Raw genomic sequence first — 12828 nt, forward strand, 5'->3', positions numbered from 1 at the left:
TGTACTACCAGCCCTGTCCGTGCCCGTTGTTGCCCTGCTGCCAGGATGGATCGACGTACTGCCCTTGGTGGTCGGGGTAGTTGGGGTGCTGCCCGTTGTAGTACGGGTCGTGCTGGCCGCCCTGCCACTGTTGTTCTTCCGGCGTCCCCCAGGAAACGCGCTGCTGGGGCGCGTACGCGTGCTGCTCGTCGTAGCCGGGCAGCGGCTGCGGCTGGGTGGGGATGGCGGGGGCCACGCGCTGGGCCGTGCGGCGCAGGGCGACGCCCTCGAGGCGCATCAGCTGGAGCGTCTCGGTGACCTTCTTGTCGGAGTACGGGTCCTCTTCCTCGAAGATCTCCGTCACGTCGGCCTCGTGGTCACCGGCCACCGACACCTCGACGCCGCCCTGGCGGGTGCCCCAGCTGCCCTTGTGCAGGGTGACGAGGGCGTAGAACCGCAGCGGGGTGAGCAGGGTCAGCTGGATCACGCCGTAGATGGGTGCCAGCAGGAACATGCCGAAGCGCTTGATGAAGCCCATGCCGCGGCGCGGGAAGTCGAGGTAGCGGACGTTGCGCAGGTAGCCCATCAGCACCATGAAGACCAGGTAGTCGCCGATGTGGGCGACGAAGCGGTCCGGGTGCAGGATCGGCGTGATGACCATCGAGTAGAACATCGCGGTGCCGAAGACCAGCCACAGCGCAAGTTCCATGCAGGTCAGCCAGAAGGCCGGGCGGTACTTCTTCTGGTGTGTGAAGGCCCAGAGGGACTCACGGAAGAAGGACTTGTTCCAGCGGACCTGCTGGCGCAGGAAGTGCGGGAGCTTCTCGGGGACGGCCGTGTAGCCGACGGCGGTCTCCTGGAAGACGACCTGGCCTTCCATGAGGCAGTAGTTGGTCATACGGCGGTCGTCGCCGAAGACGGCCGGCTTGCCCAGGAACTGCTGGTTGAGGAAGTCCGGCAGGTACTTGCGCACCAGCGTGCCGCGGTACGCGGAGAGCGCGCCGCAGCAGCACAGGACCGACTTCAGACGGGAGTAGGCGGCCCGCTCGAACAGGAAGGAGTTGCCGTAGCGCAGGTCCTGCAGGCGCGTGAAGATGTTGCTGTCGTGGTTGAGCGCCAGCACCATGCCGGTGGAGGCCATGATCTTCTCGTCGGCCAGCGGCAGCAGCAGCTCACGGACGGTGTCCCGGGACAGGACGGTGTCCGAGTCGACGCACAGGAAGATGTCCGAGTACGGCGCCGCCTCGAAGCCCAGCGCGAGGGCCTCGCGCTTGCCCTTGTTCTCGGGCTGCACGCTGACCGTGTACTTGACGCCCTTGGCCTCGAACTCGCGGCGCATCTTCTTCGCGGCCCTGATGCCGGAGTCGTTGGCGCTGCAGTCGTCGATGATGTGGATCTCGTTCGGCAGCCGGCTCTGCGCGAGAAGGCTGCGCATGCCCTGCTCGAACATCACCGGGTCCTCGTTGTAGATCGGGATGACCGCGGTGACCCAGGAGTTCTCCAGGTACTCCAGCTCCTCCCGCCCGGCCTTGGCCGGACGGTAGAAGAGGGCGCCGAACATCTTCAGGGCCAGCAGGCCCATGGCGCCCAGCGAGTACAGGTGCAGGGAGCCCGCGTCGAGCCGGGTGGCGATCAGTGCGGCGAGGGCGAGGAAGACGAAGTACGACACCTTCAGGTGCCGGCGCTTACGGTGCGCACGGCGGCCGCCGGACTCGACGGCCGCGGGTATGTACGTATCGTCGGCAGTCACAGCTTGACCACCCGGGGGTGATCGGCCGACTTGCCCCGGGTGTCGAACAGGGCCCGTGCGCGGTCGGCCAGCAGACCGAGGTCGATCTCGCGGTGGGGCTGGAGCAGGATGGTGAGGTCGGCGGTCTCGGCCTCGGCGAGGTAGTCGCCGGTCCGGTCGACCGACGCGCCGGCGACCTTCCAGTCCTCGACCCTGGGGTCGAAGTAGACGAGTTCGGCGCCCCGCGCGAGGAGGTTCTCGGCGACGGCGAGGGCCGGGCTCTCGCGCTGGTCGGAGATGTCGGGCTTGTAGGTGACGCCGAGCAGCAGCACGCGGGAGCCGCGGACGGCCTTGCCCTGGTCGTTCAGCAGGTCGGCGGCCCGGTTGACGACGTGGACGGGCATGCGCTGGTTGATCTCCTGCGCGAGCTCCACGAAGCGGAACGGGATGCCGAGCGAACGGACCTTGTACGAAAGGTAGTTGGGGTCGATCGGGATGCAGTGCCCGCCGACGCCGGGGCCCGGGTAGAAGGGCGCGAAGCCGAACGGCTTGGTGGAGGCGCAGCGGATCGCGTCCCACAGGTCGACGCCGATCTCACGGCAGAACATCGACATCTCGTTGACGAGGGCGATGTTCACGTGCCGGTAGGTGTTCTCCAGCAGCTTGGCCATCTCGGCCTCGCGGGTGCCCTTCGCCTCGACGACGCGGGTCACGAACCGCTCGTAGAGGGCGCGGGCGGCCTTGGTGCAGTCGGCGGTGACGCCGCCGACGACCTTGGGCGTGTTCTCCAGGCCGAAGGAGGGGTTGCCCGGGTCGATGCGCTCGGGCGAGAAGGCCAGGTGGAAGTCCTCGCCGACCTTCAGGCCGCCGGCCTCCAGGCGCGGGCGGACGACCTCGTCGGTGGTGCCGGGGTACGTCGTGGACTCGAGGACGACGAGGGTGCCGGGCACCAGGTGGGCGGCGATGTCCTCGACGGCGGCGTTCACCGCGGTCAGGTCCGGGGCGTACTCGGTGAGCGGGGTCGGGACACAGATGACGACGGCGGCGGCTCCGGCGATCACCTCGGGCCGGTCGACCGCCTCGAAGCCCTGCTCGAGCATCGCGGCGACCTCGGCGTCCGTGATGTCGTCCACGTGCGAGCGGCCGGAGTTCAGGCCCTCGACGACGTGCCGGCTGCGGTCGAGACCGACGACTTTCAGCCCTGCCGCGGTGGCCGAACGGGCCAGCGGGAGTCCTACGTAACCGAGCCCGACAACGACAAGATCCACCGCGGAGGATCTGTTCACGACATCATTCCCAACCCCGTTGGCACGGCAAGACGTGCGACGACAAGACAAGGCGCGGGCGGCTTTCGGCCACCCGCGCGGAATTCGAACAAGCTGTGGAAGGCTAACAAGACCTTCACGTTCTCACCACAGTCGCTCAAAGTGCCCCTTGTCACGCACACATCCGTACAACCCTTTCCACCCCTTGTATGTCTCCTGTCACCGACTGCTCACGTGTGAGCCCGTTCGAACGGGAAGCGGAACGAACCGAGCGAAGGTACCGGGCAACGACAGGAACCGGCCAGAGCGGAAAGCGGAAGCGGAAGGGCGGCTGTCAGACCTCCCGCCACGCCTCCAGCGCCAGCCCCGGTTCGTCCTTCCGGCGGGTCAGCAGGAGCTGTCCGGTCGACGGGGACAACGTTGCCGCCACCACCCGGTCGTCCTCGTCGACCGCGAGCGACACCCCTGCGTCCGCGGGGAGTTGGGGTCCCGACTCGGTCCACCAGGCGCCCGCCGACTCCTGTTCGGTCGGGTACGCGGCGAAGGCGACGCGGCCGCTCGACGAGCGCTGGGCGAGCAACGTGCAGTCGTGGCCGTCGAGTTCGCAGCGGACGGCGGAGACCGGGCCGGGCCCCGCGGAGGCGAGCAACGCGACGGGCTTGCCGCCTTGGCGCCAGGCGCACAGGTCGCCCGAGTCGTCGGTGTAGAAGAGGGTGGTGCTGTCCGCGGAGGTGGCGAGGGCGCGCAGGGTGCCCGGCCGGACCGGGGCCTCGATCGCCTCCTCCAGGGCGGGCTGCGCACCGGGCTCCTCCTGCCGCCAGTGCAGGATGCCGCCGGGCACGGCCGCGTACAGCTCGACCCGCCCCGACTCCCCCGACACGGCCGCCAACTCCCCTTGTACGTCACGCCCCTTGAGGTCGCGCCAGGGGTCCCAGCCGCCCTTCTCCTTCTGGGCGACCATGCTCACTCCGCCGCCCTTGTTGCGTACGAAGACATGGGCCCGGCCCTCGGCGTCGACGGCGACGGCGGGCGTGCCGGTGTCGGGGCCCTTCTTGTCGGGGTGCCCGATCGGGACCCAGTCGAGGGCGGCCAGCCGGGGCCGGTAGTGGGTGGAGTGCACCAGGCCGGACTCGCCGGAGGTGGTGGGCCGCCAGGAGACCAGATGGGTGTAGGAGTCGGCGCCCCGGCCGACGGCGGGCGAGAGGCGCAGCTTCTGGTCGCCGCCGATCCTGTGCGGGGCCGACCAGGGGCCGCCGGGGCCGCGTTCCGCGCGGCACAGGACGGCGTCGCCCGTCGGGAGGTAGACACTGAGCCGGCCGTCGCGGCCGCGTATGAGCCAGTCGCCGTTCACTGGTTCACTCTAAGCGGGCGGGTACACGTAACGCGTCCCGGGCCCTCGCACCGGGCAACCACCGTACGAGAAGGAAGCCGACCACATGACCGACAAGCTCACCGTGACAGTCCTCGGCACCGGCATCATGGGCGCCGCCATGGCCCGCAACCTGGCCCGCGCCGGGCACACCGTCCGCGCCTGGAACCGCACCCGCGCCAAGGCCGAGCCGCTCACCGCGGACGGCGCCCATGTCGCCGACACGCCCGCCGAGGCGGTCCGGGGTGCCGATGTCGTCCTGACCATGCTGTACGACGGTCCGGCCGCCCTGGGCGTCATGCGCGAGGCCGCCTCCGCGCTGCGCCCCGGCGCCGCCTGGGTGCAGTCGACGACCGCCGGCATCGAGGCGATCGGCCGCCTGGCCGCGTTCGCCGAGGAGCACGGCCTGGTCTTCTACGACGCTCCTGTGCTCGGCACCCGCCAGCCCGCGGAAGCCGGTCAGTTGACCGTCCTGGCCGCCGGGCCGGTCGCGGGCCGGGCGGTGGTGGAGCCGGTGTTCGACGCGGTGGGCGCCCGCACGGTGTGGACCGGCGAGGACGGCGCGGCCGGCAGCGCGACCCGGCTGAAGCTGGTGGCCAACAGCTGGGTGCTGGCCGCCACCGCCGCGACCGGCGAGGTGCTGGCCCTGTCCAAGGCCCTGGGCGTCGACCCGCAGAACTTCTTCGACCTCATCGCGGGCGGCCCGCTGGACATGGGTTATCTGAAGGCCAAGGCGGCCCTGGTCCTCAACGACCAGCTTTCTCCGGCCCAGTTCGCGGTGGACACGGCCGCCAAGGACGCCCGTCTGATCGTCGAGGCCGGGCAGAAGCACGGTGTCCGCCTGGATGTGGCCGCCGCGAGCGCCGAACGCCTGGAGCGGGCCGCCGCGCAGGGCCACGCCGACGAGGACATGGCCGCGGCGTACTTCGCGAGCTTCGACGAGAAGCGGGCCGACTAGTGGACGAGAGCACTCCGCTGCTCGTGATCGTCGACGCCGCGAACGTCGTCGGGTCGGTTCCCGACGGCTGGTGGCGCGATCGGCGGGGGGCCGCGGAGCGGCTGCGCGACCGGCTGGCGGCGGACGGTCTGCCGGGCCACTCCGGCCCCGTGGAGATCGTCCTCGTGGTGGAGGGCGCGGCGCGCGGAGTGGCGACGGTGCCGGGAGTACGGGTCGAGTCGGCGCCCGGCAGCGGGGACGACCACATGGTCGACCTGGTCGCCGGCGCGGGTGGACGGCCGGTACTGGTGGTGACGGCCGACCGCGAACTGCGGCGCAGGGTCACGGAGTTGGGGGCGGAGGTGACGGGACCGCGTTCGGTCAGGCCGGCGTGATCCCGTCACCGCGGTTTCAGGAGGCCTCGGCCCGGGTCTGCTCCTGGCGGCCGAGGCGGCTGTGCGAGCGGCCGTAGAGGAAGTACACGAAGAAGCCGACGACCATCCAGATCCCGAAGCGCAGCCAGGTCTCGGCGGGCAGGTTGAGCATCAGCCACAGCGAGGCGCACACCGACAGGATCGGGATCACCGGCACCCAGGGGGTGCGGAAGGCGCGGGGCAGGTCGGGGCGGGTGCGGCGGAGGATGATCACGCCGATCGCGACGACCACGAACGCGAAGAGCGTGCCGATGTTCACCAGTTCGGCGAGTTCGCTGAGGCTGGTGAAGCCGGCCAGGATCGCGATGAGCACGCCGAGCAGGATGGTCGGACGGTGCGGGGTCTTGAACCGCGGGTGGACGTGGGAGAAGAAGCGCGGCAGCAGTCCGTCGCGGCTCATCGCGAAGAAGACCCGGGTCTGGCCGAGCAGCAGGATCATGCAGACCGTCGTCAGGCCGACGGCGGCACCGAAGCTGATGAAACCCGCGTACCAGGGGTGTCCGGTGTGCTTGAAGGCGTCGGCGAGCGGGGCGCTCACGGAGAGCTTGGTGTAGTGCTCCATCCCCGTGACGACGATCGACACGGCGACGTACAGCACGGTGCAGATGACGAGGGAGCCGAGGATGCCGCGGGGCATGTCGCGCTGCGGGTTCCTGGTCTCCTCGGCGGCCGTGGCGACGACGTCGAAACCGATGAAGGCGAAGAAGACGACGGACGCGGCGGTGAAGATGCCCATCACACCGAAGTTGGAGGGCGCCCAGCCGAACATCAGCTGGATGAGCGGCGACTGGAGGCTGTTGCCCGCCTCGACGGTCTGGGCCTTGGGGACGAACGGGTCGTAGTTCTCGCCGTGGATGAAGAAGGCGCCCGCGATGATCACGGTAAGGACGACGGTCACCTTGATCGCGACCACCACCGTCGTGACGCGCGCGGAGAGCTTCGTACCGACCACGAGGATGGCGGTCAGCACCAGGACGAGCGCGGCGGCGAGGATGTCGAAGCCGAAGCCGTCCGCCCCCTCCCTGCCGCTCAGTGCGGCGGGCAGGTGCCAGCCGGCGTTGTCGAGGAGCGAGGCGATGTACCCGGACCAGCCGACGGCCACCACCGCCGTGCCGAGCGCGAACTCCAGGACCAGGTCCCAGCCGATGATCCAGGCGGGCAGCTCGCCCAGGGAGGCGTACGAGAAGGTGTAGGCCGATCCCGCCACCGGGACGGTGGAGGCGAACTCGGCGTAGCAGAGCGCGGCGAGCGCGCAGGCGACCCCGGCTGCGACGAAGGCCAGGGCGACGGCGGGGCCGGCGTTGTTCTTGGCCACCGTGCCGGTCAGGACGAAGATGCCGGTACCGATGATGACGCCGACGCCGAAGACGGTCAGATCCAGCGCGGAGAGGGATTTCTTCAGCGCGTGTTCTGGCTCCTCGGTATCGAGGATGGACTGCTCGACGTTCTTCGTCCGGAAGAGGGTGCTGCTCATGCGCGTACCTCCCACGCTGTGTCGTCCTCGACATGATCGAGAGGGGGCGTAAGGCGTATGCCCCGGCGCGGGCGGATTCACGCAGATGGGCCGCTTTCACCACCCTTGGCGGTGGCGAAAGCGGCCCGTCCGGCCGTACGGAGGTGTCAGTCGCGCGCGGGCTCCACCGAGTCGACCTGGGCGGCGGCCTGGTTGAAGCGGCCGTCCAGCTTGGAGACGAGCCCGGTGACCTGGCGGGCGATGTCGGGGGCGGTGAGCCCGATCTCCGCCATGACCTCGGCGCGGGAGGCGTGGTCGAGGAAGCGCGGCGGGATGCCGAAGTCGCGCAGCGGGACGTCGACGCCCGCGTCGCGCAGGGCCTGCGCGACCGCCGAACCGACACCGCCGACACGGGAGTTGTCCTCGACGGTGACGACCACGCGGTGCCGCTCGGCGAGCGGGGCCATGGCCTCGTCCACCGGCTTGACCCAGCGCGGGTCGACGACGGTGGTGGAGATGCCCTGCTTGTCGAGCAGCGAGGCGATCTCCAGGCACATGGGGGCGAGCGCGCCGACGGAGACGAGCAGCACGTCCGGGGTGTCGGTGCCGGGCTCGCGCAGTACGTCCATGCCGCCCACCCGTCCCACGGCGGGTACGGCGGGGCCGACGGCGCCCTTCGAGAAGCGGACCACGGTCGGCGCGTCCTTGACCTCGACGGCCTCGCGCAGCTGCGCCCGCACCTGGTCGGCGTCGCGCGGGGCGGCCAGCCGCAGCCCGGGGACGACCTGGAGGATCGACATGTCCCACATGCCGTTGTGGGAGGCGCCGTCGGTGCCGGTGACGCCGGCCCGGTCCAGGACGAAGGTGACCCCGCACTTGTGCAGGGCGACGTCCATCAGGACCTGGTCGAAGGCGCGGTTGAGGAAGGTGGCGTAGACGGCGAAGACGGGGTGCAGGCCACCGGTGGCGAGGCCCGCGGCCGACACGGCGCCGTGCTGCTCGGCGATGCCGACGTCGTAGATCCGGTCCGGGAAGGTGTCCGCGAACTTCTTCAGGCCGACCGGCTGCAGCATCGCCGCCGTGATGGCCACGATGTCCTTGCGCTCCTTGCCGAGCTTGACCATCTCGTCGCCGAACACGGAGGTCCAGTCGGCGCCCGAGGCCTTGATCGGCAGACCGGTGTCGGGGTGGATGGGGCCGATGCCGTGGAAGCGGTCGGCCTCGTCCTGGAGGGCGGGCTGGTAGCCGCGGCCCTTCTCGGTGAGGCAGTGCACGATGACCGGGCCGCCGAACCGCTTGGCCCGCGCGAGCGCCGACTCCAGGGCCTCGATGTCGTGACCGTCGATCGGACCGACGTACTTCAGGCCGAGGTCCTCGAACATCCCCTGCGGGGCGATGAAGTCCTTCAGGCCCTTCTTGGCGCCGTGCAGGGTCTCGTAGAGCGGCCTGCCGACGACCGGAGTGCGCTCCAGGAGGTCCTTGCCGCGGGCCAGGAAGCGCTCGTACCCGTCGGTCGTACGGAGAGTGGCGAGGTGGTTCGCGAGGCCGCCGATGGTCGGGGCGTACGACCGCTCGTTGTCGTTGACGACGATGACGAGGGGGCGGTCCTTGGCGTCGGCGATGTTGTTCAGCGCCTCCCAGGCCATGCCGCCGGTGAGGGCGCCGTCGCCGATCACGGCGACCACGTGGTCGTCACGCTCGAGGACCTGGTTGGCCTTGGCGAGGCCGTCGGCCCAGCCGAGCACCGTGGAGGCGTGGCTGTTCTCGATGACGTCGTGCTCGGACTCGGCCTGCGAGGGGTAGCCGGACAGGCCGCCCTTCTGTTTGAGCTTCGAGAAGTCCTGGCGGCCGGTGAGCAGCTTGTGCACGTAGGACTGGTGACCGGTGTCCCAGAGCACCCTGTCCTTCGGGGAGTCGAACACCCGATGCAGCGCGATGGTCAGCTCGACCACACCGAGATTGGGGCCGAGGTGGCCGCCGGTCTTGGAGACGGCGTCGACGAGGAAGGTCCGGATCTCCTCCGCCAGCTGGTCCAGCTGCTCCAGGCTGAGCCGGTCCAGATCACGCGGTCCCCTGATGCGGGTCAGCAGCGGCACCCGTGCCTCCTTGCAGTAGAGCTGATCGAGCTGTTGCCGGGCTTGTCGAGTCTAATGTTCCGCCTTTGCGGACGACGCCCGGGCGGTGCGTGATACGTCACGCGATCGGCTGTACCCAAGATGTGGCGGTCCTACGACATGACTGTGCCCGGTACCGCCATTGGTACCGGGCACAGGATCTTCGGGGGTGTTACGCCCGTCCGGCCGTCTTCTGCGTCTTGCGGGTGACCGCGTCGATGACGACGGTCGCCAGCAGCACGCCACCGGTGATCATGTACTGGACCGGCGAGGCGATGCCCTGCAGTGCAAGGCCGTACTGGATCGAGACGATGACCAGCACGCCGAGGAGCGCGTTCCAGGTGCGGCCACGGCCACCGAACAGGGACGTACCGCCGATGACGGCCGCGGCGATCGCGTTCATCAGCAGGTCACCGCCACCGGCTCCCTGGTTGGCGGAGGCGATCTTCGAGGCGATGAACAGACCGCCGATCGCGGCGAAGGTACCGGAGATCGCGAAGACCGAGATCCGGACCATCTCCACGTTGATACCGGCACGCCGGGAGGCCTCGACGCTGCCGCCGAGCGCGAAGATCTTGCGGCCGTACGGGGTGCGGCGCAGCACGAAGTCGGTGAACAGCAGCACGCCGATGAAGATCACCACGGCAAGGGGCAGGCCCTTGTACTGGTTGTAGACGGCCGCGGCGGCGAAGGCCACGATCGCCAGCAGCACCGTGCGCAGGATGGTGTCGCTCAGCAGCCGGGACGGCACACCGGCGGCCTCGCGGCGGCGGTTGCCGAAGAACGAGCTGAGGAAGAACAGCGCGGTCACGGCGATCGCGAGCCCGTAGGCGGCGGCCACGTCCGAGAAGTAGTACGTCGTCAGCTTGGCGACCATGCCGTCGCTGTTCAGGTTGATCGTGCCGTTGTCGCCCAGGATCTGGAGCATGAAGCCGTTCCAGAAGAGCAGACCGGCCAGGGTGACCGCGAACGCGGGCACACCGATCTTCGCGAACACGAAGCCGTGGATCGCTCCGGCGACCGTACCCGTGAGGATGGCCAGCACGAAGGCCAGCCCTTCGCTCATGCCGTGGGTGACGTTCAGCACGGCGAACGAGGCGCCCGCGACACCGGAGACCGAACCGACCGACAGGTCGATCTCACCGAGCAGCAGCACGAAGACGATGCCGACGGCGATCATGCCCGTGCCCACCATGGTGATGGAGATGTCGGACAGGTTGTTCGCGCTCAGGAAGTTGGAGTTCAGGCTCTGGAAGATGATCCAGATGATGGCCAGACCGATGACCACCGGGATGGCACCCAGGTCGCCGGCCTTCATCTTCCGCTTGAACTCGCCGAGATAGCCCGCGAAACCCTGTTCGCGCACCAGCAGCCGGGGGTCGACGACGGTCGCGGCGCCGGCCGCGGCCTCGGGGTTCTCCACGACGTGGTCCTCGGGGGTGCCCGGGGCCGCAGAGGTCTTGTCGATGCTCACTTCTTGATCTCCCCATTGGTGCGCGCCGCACGACGGGTCACGGCGTTTTCCGTGGCGCCGGTGATGGCGGAGATGATCTCTTCCTGCGAGGTCGACTTGACCTCGAAGACGCCGTTGTTACGACCCAGACGCAGGACTGCCACCTTGTCGGCGACGGCCTTGACGTCGGCCATGTTGTGGCTGATGAGGATCACGGCGTGACCGCGCTCCCGCAGCCGCTCCACGAGGTCGAGGACCTGGGCGGTCTGCTCGACACCGAGGGCGGCGGTGGGCTCGTCGAGGATGACCAGCTTGGGGTCGCCGAGCATGGAACGGGCGATGGCCACGGTCTGGCGCTGACCGCCGGACAGCGAGGCGATCGGGATGCGGACGCTGGGGATGCGGATCGACAGCTGGTCCAGCAGCTCGCGGGAGCGGCGCTCCATCTCGACCTCGTCGAGGACGCCGTACTTGCGGACCTCCCGGCCGAGGTACAGGTTGCCGACGACGTCGATGTTGTCGCACAGCGCGAGGTCCTGGTACACCGTCGCGATGCCCAGGTTCTGGGCGTCGTGCGGCCGGTTGATGTGGACCGTATTGCCGTCCCATTCGATGACGCCCTCATCGATGGGGTGCACGCCGGCGATCGTCTTGACCAGCGTGGACTTTCCGGCGCCGTTGTCGCCCACCAGGGCGACCACTTCACCGGCGTGGACCTCAAGCTCGACGTCGGTGAGCGCCTGGACGGCACCGAATCGCTTGGAGACCCCGCGCAACGCCAGCACGGGCGTAGCGGACACGTGAACCATCTCCTTCGCCGCCTGACCCGGCGGGAGGTTGTGCAGAAAAGAAATGTGGGGGCTGTTCCGTCCGGCGCCCCGCAACGAGCTTGCGGGGCTGTCTGATGCGCGGGGCGCCGGAGGAGCCTTTGGAGCGGGCGTCCCCGTAGGGGAATTCAAGAGCGAATTCCCCTACCTGGGAAGGGACGTGCCGCTGTTTACTTCAGGCCGATCTTGTCGCAGGCGGCCTTGTACTGGGCCGTGCAGATGTCGGCGACCGTGTAGACGCCGTCCTTGATGACGGTGTCGTTGATGTTGTCCTTGGTCAGCGACTGGACCGGGACCAGGACCGAGGGGATCTGCTTGGTGGTCGGGCTGTCGACCTTGTCCTTGGCGACGGAGTCGAGCGACTTGCCCTGGGCGAGGTCCACGGCCATCTCGGCGGCGGCGTCGGCCTCCGGAGCGTACGGCTTGTAGACGCTCATGTACTGGGTGCCGGCGACGATCCGCTGCACACCCGCGAGCTCCGCGTCCTGGCCGGTGACCGGGATGTTGGAGATACCGGCGGCCTTGAGGGCGGTGATGATACCGCCGGCCATGCCGTCGTTGGCGGAGTAGACGCCGATGAGGTTCTTCTTGCCGATCGCCGAGATCGCCGCCTCCATGTTGGCGTTGGCGTTCTCCGGCTTCCAGTCCTTGGTGTCGTAGGACTTGCCGATGTTCACCTTGCCCTGGAGCACGTCGAGGGCGCCCTGCTTGAACTGGGCGGCGTTCGGGTCGGTGGACGACCCGTTCATCATGACGATCTTGCCGGACTTGGCCTTGGAGCCGAGGGCCTTGAGGAGGGCCTCGCCCTGGGTCTTGCCGACGGTCACGTTGTCGAACGAGGTGTAGGCGTCAATCGGGCCCTGCGCCAGACGGTCGTAGGCGACGACCGGGATGCCGGCGTCCTTGGCCTTCTGGACCGAGTTCTTGATGGCGGCGGAGTCGACCGCGTCCACGATCAGGACGTCGACCTTCTGGGTGACCATCGTGTCGACCTGCTGAGCCTGCAGGCTCGCGTCCTGCTTGGCGTTGGCGTAGACGAGGGTCGCCTTGTCGTTCGTGAGCTCCTTGATCTTCTTCTCGATCAGGGGCTTGTCGAACTTCTCGTAACGAGCGGTCTGGTTCTCCGGAAGCAGGAGACCGACCTTGATGTTGTCGCCCTTCTTGGCGGACGACTCGGAGGAACCGCCGCCGGACTCCTTCGCACTGCCACAGGCGGCGAGGGAAACGGCCATCGCACTCGCGGCAACAGCAAACGCGGCACGACGCAT

The 12828-nt window shown here is 69.0% G+C and carries 10 protein-coding genes; 2 read left to right on the forward strand and 8 right to left on the reverse strand.

The genetic code is table 11. The annotated features are described in order from the left end of the window. Positions 1–4: 4 nt before the first annotated feature. The 3 genes from ACFY1L_RS15700 to ACFY1L_RS15710 form a co-directional block, all read right to left on the reverse strand. The gene (locus tag ACFY1L_RS15700; RefSeq protein WP_388823571.1) at positions 5–1729 is read right to left on the reverse strand and encodes a glycosyltransferase; all 1725 of its coding nucleotides are present in this window, start codon (positions 1727–1729) and stop codon (positions 5–7) included. Next, positions 1726–2994 (reverse strand): nucleotide sugar dehydrogenase, encoded by a 1269-nt coding sequence (locus ACFY1L_RS15705; RefSeq protein WP_388823573.1) that lies wholly within the window; start codon positions 2992–2994, stop codon positions 1726–1728. Before ACFY1L_RS15705 ends, ACFY1L_RS15700 begins: the two co-directional genes overlap by 4 nt. A 313-nt stretch (positions 2995–3307) precedes the next feature. Beyond that, on the reverse strand, positions 3308–4324 hold the full coding sequence (locus ACFY1L_RS15710) for a hypothetical protein (protein WP_388823575.1): 1017 nt from the start codon (positions 4322–4324) through the stop codon (positions 3308–3310). An 85-nt stretch (positions 4325–4409) separates the two neighbouring features. Between ACFY1L_RS15710 and ACFY1L_RS15715 the strand changes: the two genes are divergently transcribed. Further along, a complete protein-coding gene (locus tag ACFY1L_RS15715; RefSeq protein WP_388823577.1) occupies positions 4410–5300 on the forward strand; it encodes an NAD(P)-dependent oxidoreductase in 891 nt (296 codons plus the stop codon). Beyond that, positions 5300–5674 carry an NTP pyrophosphohydrolase gene (locus ACFY1L_RS15720; RefSeq protein WP_388823579.1) on the forward strand — a complete coding sequence of 125 codons (375 nt, stop codon included), beginning with the start codon at positions 5300–5302 and terminating at the stop codon, positions 5672–5674. Before ACFY1L_RS15715 ends, ACFY1L_RS15720 begins: the two co-directional genes overlap by 1 nt. Positions 5675–5690: 16 nt before the next feature. Here the strand turns inward: ACFY1L_RS15720 and ACFY1L_RS15725 are convergent, their stop codons facing one another. The 5 genes from ACFY1L_RS15725 to ACFY1L_RS15745 all read right to left on the reverse strand — a co-directional run bounded on the left by ACFY1L_RS15725 (position 5691) and on the right by ACFY1L_RS15745 (position 12828). Further along, a complete protein-coding gene (locus ACFY1L_RS15725) occupies positions 5691–7187 on the reverse strand; it encodes an amino acid permease (RefSeq protein ID WP_388823581.1) in 1497 nt (498 codons plus the stop codon). A gap of 146 nt (positions 7188–7333) precedes the next feature. Next, positions 7334–9262: a 1-deoxy-D-xylulose-5-phosphate synthase gene (dxs, locus tag ACFY1L_RS15730; RefSeq protein WP_388823583.1), complete on the reverse strand. Its 1929-nt coding sequence runs from the start codon at positions 9260–9262 to the stop codon at positions 7334–7336. A 190-nt stretch (positions 9263–9452) separates the two neighbouring features. Continuing rightward, complete coding sequence (locus tag ACFY1L_RS15735) at positions 9453–10754, reverse strand: sugar ABC transporter permease (protein ID WP_388823585.1); 1302 nt, start codon at positions 10752–10754, stop codon at positions 9453–9455. Further along, the gene (locus tag ACFY1L_RS15740; protein ID WP_388823587.1) at positions 10751–11542 is read right to left on the reverse strand and encodes an ATP-binding cassette domain-containing protein; all 792 of its coding nucleotides are present in this window, start codon (positions 11540–11542) and stop codon (positions 10751–10753) included. Before ACFY1L_RS15740 ends, ACFY1L_RS15735 begins: the two co-directional genes overlap by 4 nt. Positions 11543–11730: 188 nt before the next feature. Continuing rightward, the gene (locus tag ACFY1L_RS15745; protein WP_388824021.1) at positions 11731–12828 is read right to left on the reverse strand and encodes a sugar ABC transporter substrate-binding protein; all 1098 of its coding nucleotides are present in this window, start codon (positions 12826–12828) and stop codon (positions 11731–11733) included.

The sequence above is a fragment of the Streptomyces sp. NPDC001663 genome (genome assembly GCF_042893105.1).
Classification (GTDB): domain Bacteria; phylum Actinomycetota; class Actinomycetes; order Streptomycetales; family Streptomycetaceae; genus Streptomyces.